Source organism: Devosia sp. LjRoot16, from assembly GCF_964252795.1.
Classification (GTDB): Bacteria; Pseudomonadota; Alphaproteobacteria; order Rhizobiales; family Devosiaceae; genus Devosia_A.
Window position 1 is genome coordinate 200,548 of the sequence record NZ_CAXUPH020000003.1, and the last position, 12,845, is coordinate 213,392.

Annotated in this window: 17 protein-coding genes; 8 read left to right on the plus strand and 9 right to left on the minus strand. The window is 64.4% G+C overall.

Annotation, left to right across the window (positions count from 1 at the left end):
* Nucleotides 1–58: 58 nt before the first annotated feature.
* From ACSQ23_RS15365 to ACSQ23_RS15375, 3 genes are all read left to right on the plus strand, one after another.
* Nucleotides 59–304 carry a zinc-finger domain-containing protein gene (locus ACSQ23_RS15365; protein ID WP_055882046.1) on the plus strand — a complete coding sequence of 82 codons (246 nt, stop codon included), beginning with the start codon at nucleotides 59–61 and terminating at the stop codon, nucleotides 302–304.
* A 7-nt stretch (nucleotides 305–311) separates the two neighbouring features.
* A complete protein-coding gene (locus ACSQ23_RS15370; protein ID WP_436091113.1) occupies nucleotides 312–1,553 on the plus strand; it encodes an FAD-dependent monooxygenase in 1,242 nt (413 codons plus the stop codon).
* A 71-nt stretch (nucleotides 1,554–1,624) separates the two neighbouring features.
* Nucleotides 1,625–2,968, plus strand: a complete 1,344-nt coding sequence (locus ACSQ23_RS15375; RefSeq protein ID WP_436091114.1) for a TCR/Tet family MFS transporter — start codon at nucleotides 1,625–1,627, stop codon at nucleotides 2,966–2,968.
* Between the two features lie 55 nt (nucleotides 2,969–3,023).
* Here ACSQ23_RS15375 and gndA read toward each other — a convergent pair whose 3' ends face one another.
* Nucleotides 3,024–4,442 carry an NADP-dependent phosphogluconate dehydrogenase gene (gndA, locus tag ACSQ23_RS15380; protein ID WP_436091115.1) on the minus strand — a complete coding sequence of 473 codons (1,419 nt, stop codon included), beginning with the start codon at nucleotides 4,440–4,442 and terminating at the stop codon, nucleotides 3,024–3,026.
* Between the two features lie 187 nt (nucleotides 4,443–4,629).
* On the opposite strand from gndA, the gene ACSQ23_RS15385 reads away from it, so the two are divergent.
* Together ACSQ23_RS15385 and ACSQ23_RS15390 are read left to right on the plus strand one after the other, a co-directional pair.
* Entirely contained in the window at nucleotides 4,630–5,409 is a 780-nt protein-coding gene (locus ACSQ23_RS15385; protein WP_407065079.1) for a glucose 1-dehydrogenase, read from the plus strand.
* Nucleotides 5,378–5,938: a gluconokinase gene (locus ACSQ23_RS15390; RefSeq protein ID WP_055882063.1), complete on the plus strand. Its 561-nt coding sequence runs from the start codon at nucleotides 5,378–5,380 to the stop codon at nucleotides 5,936–5,938. Before ACSQ23_RS15385 ends, ACSQ23_RS15390 begins: the two co-directional genes overlap by 32 nt.
* 7 nt (nucleotides 5,939–5,945) lie before the next feature.
* Here the strand turns inward: ACSQ23_RS15390 and ACSQ23_RS15395 are convergent, their stop codons facing one another.
* Together ACSQ23_RS15395 and ACSQ23_RS15400 are read right to left on the minus strand one after the other, a co-directional pair.
* The gene (locus ACSQ23_RS15395) at nucleotides 5,946–6,458 is read right to left on the minus strand and encodes a methylated-DNA--[protein]-cysteine S-methyltransferase (protein WP_436091116.1); all 513 of its coding nucleotides are present in this window, start codon (nucleotides 6,456–6,458) and stop codon (nucleotides 5,946–5,948) included.
* Between the two features lie 56 nt (nucleotides 6,459–6,514).
* Nucleotides 6,515–7,078, minus strand: coding sequence for a TetR/AcrR family transcriptional regulator (locus ACSQ23_RS15400; protein ID WP_436091117.1), 564 nt, complete (start codon nucleotides 7,076–7,078; stop codon nucleotides 6,515–6,517).
* Between the two features lie 66 nt (nucleotides 7,079–7,144).
* Between ACSQ23_RS15400 and ACSQ23_RS15405 the strand changes: the two genes are divergently transcribed.
* Nucleotides 7,145–7,672: a dihydrofolate reductase family protein gene (locus tag ACSQ23_RS15405; RefSeq protein WP_056000213.1), complete on the plus strand. Its 528-nt coding sequence runs from the start codon at nucleotides 7,145–7,147 to the stop codon at nucleotides 7,670–7,672.
* A gap of 9 nt (nucleotides 7,673–7,681) precedes the next feature.
* On the opposite strand, the gene ACSQ23_RS15410 is transcribed toward ACSQ23_RS15405, so the two are convergent.
* From ACSQ23_RS15410 to ACSQ23_RS15425, 4 genes are all read right to left on the minus strand, one after another.
* The gene (locus ACSQ23_RS15410; protein ID WP_055882073.1) at nucleotides 7,682–7,987 is read right to left on the minus strand and encodes a hypothetical protein; all 306 of its coding nucleotides are present in this window, start codon (nucleotides 7,985–7,987) and stop codon (nucleotides 7,682–7,684) included.
* 274 nt (nucleotides 7,988–8,261) lie between these two features.
* Nucleotides 8,262–8,612 carry a DUF1304 domain-containing protein gene (locus ACSQ23_RS15415; RefSeq protein WP_436091118.1) on the minus strand — a complete coding sequence of 117 codons (351 nt, stop codon included), beginning with the start codon at nucleotides 8,610–8,612 and terminating at the stop codon, nucleotides 8,262–8,264.
* An 84-nt stretch (nucleotides 8,613–8,696) separates the two neighbouring features.
* Nucleotides 8,697–8,879 carry a CsbD family protein gene (locus tag ACSQ23_RS15420; RefSeq protein WP_055882077.1) on the minus strand — a complete coding sequence of 61 codons (183 nt, stop codon included), beginning with the start codon at nucleotides 8,877–8,879 and terminating at the stop codon, nucleotides 8,697–8,699.
* Nucleotides 8,880–8,976: 97 nt separating this feature from the next.
* Nucleotides 8,977–9,747, minus strand: a complete 771-nt coding sequence (locus ACSQ23_RS15425; protein WP_055882079.1) for a MerR family transcriptional regulator — start codon at nucleotides 9,745–9,747, stop codon at nucleotides 8,977–8,979.
* 299 nt (nucleotides 9,748–10,046) lie between these two features.
* On the opposite strand from ACSQ23_RS15425, the gene ACSQ23_RS15430 reads away from it, so the two are divergent.
* Nucleotides 10,047–10,409: a hypothetical protein gene (locus ACSQ23_RS15430; protein ID WP_055882081.1), complete on the plus strand. Its 363-nt coding sequence runs from the start codon at nucleotides 10,047–10,049 to the stop codon at nucleotides 10,407–10,409.
* Here the strand turns inward: ACSQ23_RS15430 and ACSQ23_RS15435 are convergent.
* Together ACSQ23_RS15435 and ACSQ23_RS15440 are read right to left on the minus strand one after the other, a co-directional pair.
* A complete protein-coding gene (locus ACSQ23_RS15435) occupies nucleotides 10,406–10,879 on the minus strand; it encodes a hypothetical protein (protein WP_436091119.1) in 474 nt (157 codons plus the stop codon). The two genes, ACSQ23_RS15430 and ACSQ23_RS15435, sit on opposite strands and share 4 nt — an antisense overlap.
* A complete protein-coding gene (locus ACSQ23_RS15440; RefSeq protein WP_436091120.1) occupies nucleotides 10,879–11,166 on the minus strand; it encodes a hypothetical protein in 288 nt (95 codons plus the stop codon). Before ACSQ23_RS15440 ends, ACSQ23_RS15435 begins: the two co-directional genes overlap by 1 nt.
* Before the next feature lie 405 nt (nucleotides 11,167–11,571).
* Between ACSQ23_RS15440 and ACSQ23_RS15445 the strand changes: the two genes are divergently transcribed.
* Entirely contained in the window at nucleotides 11,572–12,798 is a 1,227-nt protein-coding gene (locus tag ACSQ23_RS15445) for a tetratricopeptide repeat protein (RefSeq protein WP_436091121.1), read from the plus strand.
* Nucleotides 12,799–12,845: the final 47 nt, after the last annotated feature.

Below are 12,845 nucleotides of genomic sequence, written 5' to 3' on the forward strand. Positions count from 1 at the left end.
TGGCTTCCCGGCTTCGCGCCGTTATGTTCCGGCCGAATTCGAACCCGAGGACCACCCGATGGCGCACGAGAGCACCCCGCATTTCCACAATACCCAGGGTCTGCCGCGCATCGAGGTCGGCTCCAAGGAGTTCATGTGCGTCGGCGCCCTGCCCCCGTTCGACCATCCGCACATCTATATCGACATGGGCAAGGACAACGAGACGGTCTGCTCGTACTGCTCGACGCTCTACGTCTTCAATCCGCAGCTGGCGCCCGGCACCTCCGAGCCGCTCTCGGCCGTCTATCACTCCGAAGCCGCCTGATTTCCCGATGTCCGGCAACGGACGCACCGTCTACATCGCGGGAGCCGGCATTGCCGGCATGACGCTGGCGCTGGCGCTGGCCAAGTTCGGCGCCACCGTCGTCGTGCTCGAGCGTAACACGCAGGTGCAGGAAGTCGGCGCCGGCCTTCAGGTCAGCCCTAACGCGCGGAAAATCCTTAACCGGCTGGGCCTCGACAAGGCGCTGGCTGCAAAGGCGTTCGAGCCCGCGGGCATCGACATCTATCCCTATGGCGCCAGCCAGCCGCTGGTGACGCTGGAGCTCGGCCAGGTGATGGAGCAGCGCTCCGGCGTGCCCTATACCGTGATGCACCGCGCCGATCTGGCCGACGTCCTGTACCGGGCCTGCAAGCGCTTCGCCAATATCGACCTGCTGTTCGGCGTGCGTGCCTACGATGTGGTGAGCCATTCGCGTGGCGTTTCGGTCACCGTCGATGAGGCCGATGGCAAATCGCGTTCGGCCCGGGCCTTTGCCTTTATCGGCGCCGACGGCGTCAACTCACGCACCCGCACCGGCGTTCTGATGGGGCCCGAGGCGACCTATTCCGGCATGGTCGCCTGGCGCATCACGCTCGGCCAGTCGGAGCTCGATGGCGTCTTGGCGCCGGATCGCACCAGCCTGCTCTGGGGGCCGGGCTATCATGCCGTAACCTACCCGTTACCGCACCGTCACCAGGTCAACGTCGCGCTGTTCGCCAAATCCAAGGCAGCACGCACCTTTGGCGCGGAGCCGCCACGCGCCCCGGACCTGCCCTGGGCCGCGCTGAAGAGCCGGCAGTTCGCCGCCATCCGCGAGGCCGCCGGCGACCAGTGGGGCTATTGGCCGGTCTCCACCATCACCACGCCGACCTGGTCCGAAGGCGGCGTCGGCCTCATCGGCGATGCCGCACACGCCATGCTGCCGTTCCAGGCGCAGGGCGCCGCCATGGCCATCGAGGACGCCGCCATCCTCGCGCCGCTGCTGATGACCGAAGCTGATGCCGACTCGGCGCTCCGTCGCTATGCCGCTTTGCGCCAGCCGCGCGTTGAGCGGGTACGAAAGCTCTCCAACTCCAACGGCGTTGCCTTCCACCTGGAGTGGCCGTTCACCCTGGCCCGTAATGCCCTAGTGAAGCTGCAAGGCCCGCGCGGGCATTTGCAGCGCCTCGACTGGCTCTACGGCTACGACGCCGCGCCCGATCCCGAGGGGCTGCCATCTGCGCCGCGCTTGCCGCGGCCGGATGTCCACTAGATCGTTGCCGCTTGCCTTCGTTGAAGGCGATGTGTCAACTGCCGCTCCAAAACTGGGAATAATCGCCCCGCATGTCTGTTTCTCCGCAATCCAATCTCACGCTCGCCTGCGTGCTCATCACCATCTTCCTGGATATGCTGGGCTACGGCATCATCCTGCCAGTGCTGCCGCAACTGATCGGCCAGCTCTCGGGCGGCAGCGTTGCGCAGGCCGCGGTGATCGGCGGCTATCTGGTTTTTGCCTATTCGCTGATGCAGTTCCTGTTCGGCCCGGCGCTCGGCAACCTGTCCGACCGCTTCGGCCGCCGCCCGATCATCCTGATCGCACTGGCGGGGCTGACCATCGACTATACCATCATGGGCTTTGCCAACTCGATGGTGCTGATCTTTATCGGCCACACCATTGCCGGCATCTCCGGCGCCTCGGTGGCGACAGCAACCGCCTACATCGCCGACATCACTCCACGTGAGAAACGCGCCCACCGCTTCGGGCTGATCGGCGCCGCCTTCGGCCTCGGCTTCATCTTCGGCCCGGTCATCGGCGGCCTGCTCGGCGAACTCGGGCCGCGCTGGCCGTTCTACGCAGCGGCTATTCTCGCCGGCGCCAACCTGCTGTTCGGCTTCTTCGTCCTCCCCGAGAGCCTGGCCAGGGACAAGCGGCGCAAGTTCGATATCCGCCGCGCCAACCCGTTCGGCGTGCTGTGGAGCTTGAGCAAGAACCCGGTCGTCCTCTGGCTCATGGGTTCGCTGGGCATGTTCGTCCTCGCCAGCCAGTCCTTCCCATCGGTGTGGAACTTCTTCACCATCGAAGTGCTGAGTTTCTCGTCGGCGCAGATCGGCGTGGCGCTCGGCTGTTTCGGCTTGGGCTTCGCCGCTAGCCAGGCGCTGCTGGTCGGGCTGCTGACCAAGCGGATCGGCGAGTGGTCCACGGTGTTGCTCGGCATGCTGGCCGCCGCGATCGCCTTCATCGGCACGGCCTCGATCCACTCCGAGATCCCGCTCTACTTCTTCCTGATCTTCGGTTCGCTCGCCGGTGTCGCCGGCCCGGCCATCAACTCGCTGATGTCGCGCCAGGTGCCCGACGATGCGCAGGGCGAGTTGCAGGGCGCCATCAACGCCACCAACTCGCTGGCCTCGATTCTTGGGCCCCTGCTGGCAACCCAGCTCTTCAGCCACTTCACCCAGGCCCAACCCGGCACGCCGGGCTATTTCCCGGGCGCGCCGTTCCTTGGCGCCGGCATCCTGGTGATCGTGGCAGCGCTGCTCTTCATTTACACGGTGCGCCGCTTCGACCTGATGCATCGCCCGCGCGTGGCGAAGAAGGATCACATCCACGAAATGGGTCAGCCCGGCCAGCAGCAGACCCCGCCGCATGACGAGAACGGCGATCCGGTCGAGCGCCCGGCAGGCGAATAGCACAAATGAAAATCCCCGCTTTCGCGGGGATTTTTCTTGGTGCGGCGGGTGTTGCTTACTTCCCCAGCGTTGACGGCCACTTGCCGTGCTGCTCGCCTTCGCGGTCGGTGAGGATGAAGCCGTGCGCACCGAAGAAGTCGCGCTGGCCCTGCGTCAGGTTGGCCGTGCCCTGCGCCTGGCGGTAGCTGTCGAAATAGGCGAGCGAGGCGCTGAGACAGATCAGCGGGAACTCGCCGATCGCCCCTGCCGCGACGATCTTCCGCAGCGATTTGTGCGCGTCCTGCATGATGGTGACGAAGTCCGGCACCATCAGCAGGTTGGTGGCCTCGCCCTTGGCGTAGGCCGCCGACATCTGGTCGAGGAAGCGCGAGCGGATGATGCAGCCGGCGCGCCAGATCTTGGCGATGGTGGCGAGCGGCAGGTTCCAGCCGAACTCTTCCGAGGCCTTCGACAGCACCGCAAAGCCCTGCGCATAGGAAACAATCTTGCCCGCCAGCAGCGCCTTCTCGAGCTCAGCGAGCGATACGTCAGCCTTGCCGGCGGACGGCTTGCCATAGGCAGCCTCGGCAGCCACGCGCTCTTCCTTCCGCGACGAGATCGAGCGGGCCGCGACGGCGCCCTCGATCGCGGTGGCCGGCACCGCGAGTTGCTGCGCCGCGATGGCGGTCCAGGTGCCGGTCCCCTTCTGGCCGGCCTTGTCGAGGATCAGCTCGACCAAAGGCTTGCCGGTCCTGGGCTCGATCGCCTCAAGCACATAGCCGGTGATCTCGATGAGGTAGGAGTTGAGCGGACCCTGGTTCCAGTCCTTGAACACTTTTGCGGCGGCCGCCGGGTTCATCCCCAGCCCGTCGCGCATCACGCCATAGGTTTCGGCGATCATCTGCATGTCGCCATACTCGATGCCGTTGTGGATCATCTTGACGAAATGGCCCGCGCCGCCTTCGCCGAGATAGGCGCAGCACGGCTCGCCGTTGAACTTGGCCGAGATCGCCTCGAGGATCGGCTGGGCGTTCTTCCACTGCTGCTCGGGGCCACCCACCATGATCGACGGGCCATGGCGCGCACCTTCTTCGCCACCGGAAACACCGATACCGAGAAAGCCGATACTCTTGGATTTCAGATACTCGTAGCGCCGCTGGCTGTCGGTGTAGAGCGAGTTGCCGCATTCGAGGATGGCGTCGCCCGCTTCGAGATGCGGCAGCAGCTGCTCGATCATCTCGTCGACCGGCTTACCGGCCTTGACCATGATGATGATCGAGCGCGGCCGCTTCACCGACTGGATGAACTGCACCAGGTCCGCTTCCGGGACGACCTTCTGATCAAGCCCCTGCTCTTTCGCCATCGCGACGAAATCGTCGATCTTCGAGGCAGTGCGGTTGTGCACCGCGATGGTGTAGCCGTTCTCGGCGATGTTGAGCGCCAGATTGGAGCCCATTACTGCGAGCCCGATCAGGCCGATATCGGCAGACGCCATCATTATCTCCATTGGGAGTCATTAGGATTTCTTTGCGCGGCTTTTTGGCACGGGCGACGCCCGAATGCCACCCCATCGGAGACCGGACGCAGCTACGCTGTGCACGTCCCTCACCACGAAGGTCTCTTGGTCTTACCAAGCCGCGCGTCATCTACTAGTCTCGCGCCGCCTGAGCCTGGGAGGGGCACTGACTTTGGACTCGATTTCTCTATTCAATCTGAGCGGCAAGCGCGCTCTGGTCACCGGCTCGAGCCGCGGCATCGGCTTCGGCATCGCCGCGGCGCTCGCCGGCGCCGGCGCCGAGGTGATCCTCAACGGCCGCGATCCCGCAGCCCTCGGAGAAGCCGCCGCTCGTCTCGCCGATGACGGCGCGCTGAACGTCAAGGCCCTCGCCTTCGACGTCACCAGTGAGGACAGCGTCGAGGACGCCATCGCTCATGCCGAGACGGAGATCGGCCCGATCGATATCCTCGTCAACAATGCCGGCATGCAGCACCGCGCGCCGCTCGAGGAATGGCCGCTCGAAAAGTTCAAGCAGGTCATCGACACCAACCTGACCTCGGCCTTCATCGTCGGCCGCGCCGTGGCGCGCGGCATGATCGCCCGCAAGCACGGCAAGATCATCAATATCTGCTCGGTGCTGAGCAACTTTGCCCGCACCTCGGTAGTGCCTTATGCCGCCAGCAAGGCCGCCATCGCCAACCTGACCCGCGGCATGGCGGTCGATTGGTCCAGGCACGGCCTCAACGTCAACGGCATCGCGCCCGGCTACATCCGCACCGAGCTCAACGAGGCGCTGCTGAAGAACCAGGAGTTCAACGCCTGGGTCGAAAAGCGCACGCCCATGGGCCGCTGGGGCGAACCCGCCGAACTGGGCGGCGCCGCCGTCTTCCTTGCCTCCGAGGCTTCCACCTTCGTCAACGGACACATCCTCTATGTCGACGGCGCCTTCACTGCCACCGTTTGAGAATGCCCGCATCATCATCGCTATGGGGGTGTCGTCGTCAGGCAAGTCGGCGACCGGCGCGGCCATAGCGCGGCGGCTGCACGCCCCGTTCCTCGACGGCGACGGCTATCACCCGCCCGCCAACAAGGAAAAGATGCGCAACGGCATCCCGCTCACCGACGCGGACCGCTGGCCCTGGCTGGAGACGCTGGCCGGCGCGCTGCATGACGCGGCCGAGCAAAAGGGCGTCGCGGTCGGCGCCTGCTCGTCGCTGAAGCGCGCCTATCGCGATTTCCTCACCGAAAAGGCGGGAGAGCCGATCCTCTTCGTCTTCCTCGATGGCGACATCGACACCATCCGCAAGCGCATCGAGGCCCGCAACCACGAGTTCATGAGCCCAAAGCTGCTCGACAGCCAGTTTGCGACGCTCGAGCGCCCCGACCCGGATGAGAACGTGCTGGCGGTTTCGATCGCAGATCCGATCGAAACCGTGGCCAGCAGGGTGGTCAAGCAACTCGGCCACCTGAAGGTATTCAAGCGAGGGCAATGACCCTGGCCTAGAACCCGAACGAGAACTGCCCGGTCGGCGAAGCAGCCTTTTCCAGCGCCAGCATTTCCATCTTGGCCCGGACCCCACCAGGCGAAGAGAAGCCGCCGGTGCGGCCGTCGGCGGCCAGCACCCGGTGGCAGGGAACGATCAGCGGGATCGGGTTGGCGCCCATCGCAGCGCCCACCGCCCGCGACAGCACCACGTCACCGAGCCAGCGGGCGATCGCGCCATAGGTGGTGGTCTCGCCCCAGGCGAGTTCGCGGATATGTTCGTAGATGCGGCGGTTGACCTCGGGCACCCGTGACAGGTCGAGTTCGACATCGGCGAAATTGTCGTTCGTCCCCTCGGCATAGGCGAGAATCCGCGCAGCGATCTCCGACTGACCGCTCGCATCCTCGACGCCCCCGGACTTCTCGAGCCGCGCCCGCATTTCCTCGGGCGTATCGCCCGGCAGCAGCACGCGCGAAATCCCGGCATCGGTCCAGCCGATCGCCATGGGTCCCAGAGCCGTGTCGAGCATGCGGTAGCGCATGAGGCTGAATGTAGTGAGCGTTCGCGGCGGAATGAACCCGAAAACTACGAAACTCCCGTCGCCATCAGCCACTCGCGCAGTTCGCGCCTGAGGAACCCGCGCAGCGTCCCCTCGCGCGAGAACCCCCACCACAGCACGGCGCCCTGCCACTGGCTGGCCATCAGCCGGCCGAGCAACTCCTGCCGCGCCGGATCCTGGCTGAGTCGCCGCCCCAGCGCCTGCGTCATCGCCTGGTTCCACGCCACGCCCCGGGCCCGCAGCGCCGGATCGCGAAAGTCCTCGCGGAGCAACAGCAGGCCCTGCGCCGCCTCGTCGCCCGCGCCATAGCCCGCCGACAGCCGAACCAGCAGCGCGATCGCCCCTTCCGGATCGACCGCATGGCTCGCATCGGCGCCGGCAACGTTGAGATCGAGCTGATCCCACATCCATAGGAGCGCCGCGCGCAGCAGTGCCTCGCGATTGCCATAACGCTGCACCAGTGTCGCCGGCGACAGGCCGGTGACTGCCGATGCCGAGGCGAAGGTCAGGCCGGCCGGGCCTTCGCGCGACACCAGCGCGGCGACTGCTTCTACGACATCCTCGTCAGAAATCTTGCGGGGTCTGGACATGGCTTCCAATATAAACGAATGTTCGTTTATAAACGCCTTACAGAAGTGCCAACAAGGAGAATCGTCATGGCCCGCATCGTCGGTTACATCGCTTCGAGCCTCGACGGCTTTATCGCCGACCCTCAGGAGTCCCTCACCTGGCTCACCCAGCGCACCGATATGCAGCTGGGTGAGTTCGACTACAACCTGTTCATCAAGCGCATCCGCACCGTGGTGATGGGCCGCGGTACCTATGACTGGCTGGTGCGCGAGAATATCCCGTGGCCCTATGGCGAGCAGCGCGTCATCGTCGTCACCTCGCGCCCCCTGCCCGCGCCGATCGGTCAGCTTGAGACCCGCACCGATATCGATGCGCTGGTCGCCGAACTGCGTGCGCTTGACGACGGCGACGTCTGGATGCTCGGTGGTGGCCAGCTGCAGATGGCGTTCATGGAGCGCGGCGCACTCGACGAGATCGAGATCTATGTCATCTCGCAACTGCTCGGCGGCGGCTTCCCGCTGTTCCCAGCCACCGGGTTCGAAAAGAGCCTCAAGCTGCTGTCGTCGAATACGCTCGGCGCCGGCTGCGTGCGTCTGCACTACAGTTTTGAGTAAGGCGTCGCCCTAAATAGGTTGGCTCTCCAGCACGATTTCCCACTTGTCGCCGAGCGCGATCTGGATTTCCGAGACGAGGAACGGCAGCAGCGCGTTGAACTCGTTGCGGTCGCGCTCGGAGATCCGCCATGTCGGGTCGTTCGGGTTGTCCCAGTTGACCTGCCGGTCGTAGAGCTCGTTGAGCCGCGTCAGCCGGCGGATAATGTCGTTGGAAAAGCCCCAGAAGCCGATCTCGGTGGCGTGGCCGTCGACGAACAGCGGGGCCAGCCCGTGGCTGACCATGCCGAAATCGACCAGGAACACCACCTGCTTCACCGTGGATCGCGCCCCAGTTTGCCGAGGCTCCCAAGCCGCTGCCGGCGCCTCGTCCGCCCACGCGACGGATCCTGTCTTGCTCGAGGTCATAGGACCTCCGCCATGTGCCGGAAATAGGGCGGCACCGCCCCCGGTCGGAGGCGTGGCCTCCGCTTCGACTCAAGATAGCTCACTGTCTATCGCCCCTCAGATCCGTCCGCAGGGCAAGGTTAGCCAGTTCGTCACTCGTGGGCAATTTTTGCCCAAACGAGTATCTGCCTGCTTGTGCAAAAGCTCAGGTGAGCCACACCGCAACCAGCGCCACGACAGCGGGAATCGTCTGTATGAACAAGATCTTGCGGCCAACCGTGACCGCCCCGAAGGCACCAGCGACGGCAACGCAGAGCAGGAAGAAGATCTTGATCGGATCGCCGGCCTCACCCAGCCAGATGCCCCAGATCAACCCGGCCGCGAGGAACCCATTGTAGAGTCCCTGGTTGGCGGCGAGCGTCTTCGTCTCGGCAGCGAAGGCCGGCGTCGTGCCGAACGCCTTCATCCCCTGCGGCTTGTCCCACAGGAACATCTCGAGGATCAGGATGTAGATATGAATGAGGGCGATGACGCCCGTCAGGATGCTGCCGATCATGCCCGCGACTCCATGCTGGATGCCCGCAGCGTAATGCAAAAAGGCCGCCCGGTGGGCGGCCTTCACGCGAGTCGATCCGGCAGCTCAGCGCTTGAGTGCGTCGCGCGCCGCTTCCTTGACCTTGCCGGCGGCCTTCTGGACCGAGCCTTCCACCTTGTCGGCGGCGCCGTCGGCCTGCAGCTTGCGGTCGCCAGTGGCCTTGCCGATGGCTTCCTTCACATTGCCGCGTGCCTGCTTGGCTGTGCCCTTGATCTCGTCCTTATGCATTTCCCGGTCTCCCTGGGGTTTGGCGTTCGGGGCGAATAATGCAGGCCGGCGGCCAAACGTTCCGGCCGCCAGGCGAATTAACCCGGCGGCCATGATCCTACGCCTGCCGGTTGGCATAGACCTTCATCGAACCGGACAGGTACTCGGCGAACCCCGGCTCGATCGCCTCATAGCGCGCGATGAAATCCGGGTGCGAGAGATAGAGGTCGGCGAGGCCGGCATAGGCCTCTGGCGGGCACGGCCTGCCCCACATCTGAGACACCCACGCCCGATGCCGCCCGAGCAATGGATCGAGGCTGGGTGAGCCCATCGGCAAGCCGCGGCGCAGACCCTCGGCCAACCCCTGCTCCATGTCGTGCAGCTCCTGGTTGAGCTCAAGCTTTTCGGCTTCCGACAGGCTTTCATACTTGCGCTTGCTGAGCGCGATGCGCTCCGGCATGTCACCGCCGTACTGTTCCACCAGCCAGGCCTCATACTCGGCCTGCTTGTCGGGCGAGATGCCCTTGTACAAATCCGCGTTTCTCATCGCGCGATCTCCTTCCAGACTGGCGATCGTGCGGTCGATCGTCCGGACAAGTTGGGCATAGCGCTTCGCTTCCTCGTTCAGCCGTTCGCGCTGCAGGCGCAGCGCTTGCAGCCGGTCGAAGCCCGGCGCATCGAGGATGGCGCCGATCTCTCCCAGCGGGATGCCGAGCTCTCGATGCAGCAGGATCTGCTGCAACCGCAGCAGTTCCTCCTGTCCGTAGTAGCGATAGCGGTTCTGCCCGGTGAACGCGGGGCGCAGAAGGCCGATCTGGTCGTAGTGGTGCAGCGTCCGGACCGATACCCCGGAAAGCTTCGCAACCTCTTTGACCGTCAGTGTTTTCATCGCACGCGTTCTCCGCGGGCTAAGGGGATAGTCCCTGACGCTACGTGAGGGTCAATATCGATTTGCGCAAAAGCTGCGACGCCGAGCTTCACACCGCATCAACCAGCCCTCCCGCTATCCCCGATAAATGTGGAAACTCGGTATTTCGTCGGCCGTTTCTCCCCGACAGACTGGGAGCGCTTTCAGGAAAAGGCCCGTCCCCGCGAAGGCGGGGTTTGCAGACTTTTCCGGTTCGAAAGCGCGACAAACAACGGACTTGGAGCATTTCGGCGAAATGCTCCAGACGTCTGCGAGGTGAAATGGCCCAACGGATCGACATTCAAGACCTGCTCATCTGGGCCTTTCGCCACCAGTCGGTGGAGACGGCGACCGGGGCCGATCCGGACGCGCTTACGGTCTACTGGGCAGTACTTGCCCTGCCCGTGCCGCACGCCACGGTGATCCGCCGTTTCGCCCGCGAGGCGCGCCGCCCCGATTGGCACGCTGCCCATACCCGCTGCGTTTCGCTCGACGGCGTCCGCCGGTCGCGCCGGCTCTACACCGAATGGGTCCGGGCATTGGTGGTCCTGCAGCGCACGCTCGAAGGCGCGCTCGGCCGTTTCACCGTCACCGGCCCCAGCCTCGACGACCAGCCCTGGCTACGCGAGCGCCTGCGGGCTTAGCTACACTGCCGCACTAACCGAGACAGCGCGTCCGATGAACCGGTGAGACCGAAGCTGTGGATCGGATAGCGACCGTCGGCATCGACGACGCTCAGCCCCTCGCCCGACTTCAGCAGCGCCATCAGCGGTCCGTTCGCCGGCACCTCGCTGGCGAACAAGCCATCCATTTCCTGGTAGCTCATCGACAGCCGCTGGGTAGAGACCCCCACAGTAAAGTCGACGTCGGTTACCTCGCCCAAGTCCGGTGACCGCTCGGCGCCCGCTGCGAGGTCATAGCGGATGAACACCTCACCGGCCGAGCAGGTGAGGAACAGGTAGGTATCCGGCCGATCCGTGGCGCAGGCAGCGACAGTGAACACCAGTCCACCCTCGTCCTCCTGTGCGCCCGCCGTCCAGGTCTCACAGGCCTCCTCGGCCACCGCCGGCACCACCCCTAGCAGCAGGGCGGCCGCGAAAAGCGCCAGCCGCATCATGGTGCTTCGCCAAGATAGCTGACCTCGATTCGCTGGAACAGCGGGCCTTCCTTCATGGTGCCGAGCCACTTGTTGAATTCGGCAACATCCTCGAAACCCGCCTTCTTCGCATCCGCCTCGGTCACGGCGGATGGCGACATGTCGTCGATCCGGCCGATCTGCAGCAACCCCACCTTGGTCTTCAGCGTCCCGCCCGGCTTCACTGTCGGCCTGATCCAGCGTCGGAACTGCAGCGTGACATCGCCGCGCTTGATCGCCTCCAGCACCTCGAGCTTCAGCAGCATAGGTCTTTCCTCCAAAAGCTGGCGCGGGCGGTAGGGCTCGAGATCGAGGACGTTTGCGGAACCCTGCGTCCGAGGCCCTGCAGAACGTTCCGCCCCTGCCCTTTCAAGCCTTCCGATGTCCGGCGGGCCGGTGTCAAGGTCGCAGCTCGACGGCTCGAGGACCGCCTGAGCTTTCGGAGCGACGGTTGCGGTGAAGGACTACGCGCTGACCACATCTGGCCGAAAGCGGCATCGCGAGCAGCTGCCCGAAGCTCGCATCTGTGAACTGGGAGTTGAATGACCTCAGCGATGCCCCAGCAAACTTCATTAGTTGCAGATATCGTCGTCTCGGTACTTCCGCGCGCAAGAAATAGCGGCTACGGTCAGGATAGGAGACGGCCATTCAATTCAATCGGATTTCCTGATGTGAGAACTGACCTGTCACAGCCCCCGGGAACAGTTGCAGAACGAACGACCGGCACTATTCCTCGACTTCTGATTGTTCCACCACGCCACAGCTCGCCGCTGGTTGACGTACAAGATCACAAGATCGCGCTGTCGCTCGTCACAGATGTTACGCTCAGCCTTTGCAGGAGCCGCCTCTACGATGTAATCGCGCCACACTCGGCAATGAAGCTGACGAGCGGTCCAATCTGGGAAGAGATGCTCCCCGCCGACTACGTCGTTCTGACTGACGTCGTGCTTTGCCAGCGAGAACTGCCATTTGCGTTGATGAGTATCGACGTGGTCGCAACGGGTCTGGGCCGGCGAATCTACCGCAGTGAAGTCGAGCTGCGCTCGGGTGCGCTGCAAGGCATCCATGACAGTTTTTGCGCAGTACTCGTCGATAAGATCTGCGGCGAAATCGGCGCCTACGAGTTGCAGCAATATCGACGGACCGGCGCCGCATCGGCATATGTCCACTACCTGATCGCCATGCAACGGCGGGATCGCAACGATCTCAACTCCTTGCTTCGCGCCCAGAAATCGCTGGAGCGCTCGATCCAGTTGTCGCCGGACTTTGCGCCGGCGCTGGCCCAGCTGGCGCGAACCAAGACACTGGAGTGGCTGGAGCGCGGCAGCGCGGATCGCACACTGCTCCACGAAGCTCGACATCTGGCGCAGCGCGCTTACGGCTATGAACCGAACGACAGCGCCAGCCTGCGCGAGATCGGCCACGCCACATTGTACCTGCATGACCTCGCCGGCGCCCGTGAGCTTTTCGAGGCGGCCCATGAGTTCGCCCCGAACCATGCTGACCTGCTTGTCGACCAGGCAGACGTTCTCACCCACCTTTCCCGGCACGACGAAGCCGAAGCCAAGATCTCGCGGGCTCTTTCCCTCAATCCGCTGGCACCAGACGACTATTACTGGATCGCCGGAGCCGTCAGCTTCTTCCGGGGCGAATACCGGCAGGCCCTGACGAGATTGTCAGCGATGGAGTCCCCGGGGCTGGCGCTGCGCCTGATGGCGGCCTCTGCGGCGATGCTGCACGACAAGCAGGCTGCGGCAGCATACCGGGAGCAAGCGTTGGCCCGGGATCCCGGGTTCACGGTTGAAAAGTGGCAAAGCCTCTATCCGGCCCCCAATCCGGACGACACGGCGCACTATCTCAACGCTTTGCTTTTGGCTGGTTTCTCTCGCCACGCCTAAACTCTATCTTAATTCGATTGTGGGCCTCCTGCCGTGTCATCAGGAGG

Bases quoted from the DNA above. Each gene is read 5' to 3' on its own strand.
- ACSQ23_RS15365 (WP_055882046.1), top strand. From the start codon at position 59: ATGGCGCACGAGAGCACCCCGCATTTCCACAATACCCAGGGTCTGCCG.
- ACSQ23_RS15370 (WP_436091113.1), top strand. From the start codon at position 312: ATGTCCGGCAACGGACGCACCGTCTACATCGCGGGAGCCGGCATTGCC.
- ACSQ23_RS15375 (WP_436091114.1), top strand. From the start codon at position 1,625: ATGTCTGTTTCTCCGCAATCCAATCTCACGCTCGCCTGCGTGCTCATC.
- gndA (WP_436091115.1), bottom strand. From the start codon at position 4,442: ATGGCGTCTGCCGATATCGGCCTGATCGGGCTCGCAGTAATGGGCTCC.
- ACSQ23_RS15390 (WP_055882063.1), top strand. From the start codon at position 5,378: ATGTCGACGGCGCCTTCACTGCCACCGTTTGAGAATGCCCGCATCATC.
- ACSQ23_RS15395 (WP_436091116.1), bottom strand. From the start codon at position 6,458: ATGCTCGACACGGCTCTGGGACCCATGGCGATCGGCTGGACCGATGCC.
- ACSQ23_RS15400 (WP_436091117.1), bottom strand. From the start codon at position 7,078: ATGTCCAGACCCCGCAAGATTTCTGACGAGGATGTCGTAGAAGCAGTC.
- ACSQ23_RS15405 (WP_056000213.1), top strand. From the start codon at position 7,145: ATGGCCCGCATCGTCGGTTACATCGCTTCGAGCCTCGACGGCTTTATC.
- ACSQ23_RS15415 (WP_436091118.1), bottom strand. From the start codon at position 8,612: ATGATCGGCAGCATCCTGACGGGCGTCATCGCCCTCATTCATATCTAC.
- ACSQ23_RS15420 (WP_055882077.1), bottom strand. From the start codon at position 8,879: ATGCATAAGGACGAGATCAAGGGCACAGCCAAGCAGGCACGCGGCAAT.
- ACSQ23_RS15425 (WP_055882079.1), bottom strand. From the start codon at position 9,747: ATGAAAACACTGACGGTCAAAGAGGTTGCGAAGCTTTCCGGGGTATCG.
- ACSQ23_RS15430 (WP_055882081.1), top strand. From the start codon at position 10,047: ATGGCCCAACGGATCGACATTCAAGACCTGCTCATCTGGGCCTTTCGC.
- ACSQ23_RS15435 (WP_436091119.1), bottom strand. From the start codon at position 10,879: ATGCGGCTGGCGCTTTTCGCGGCCGCCCTGCTGCTAGGGGTGGTGCCG.
- ACSQ23_RS15440 (WP_436091120.1), bottom strand. From the start codon at position 11,166: ATGCTGCTGAAGCTCGAGGTGCTGGAGGCGATCAAGCGCGGCGATGTC.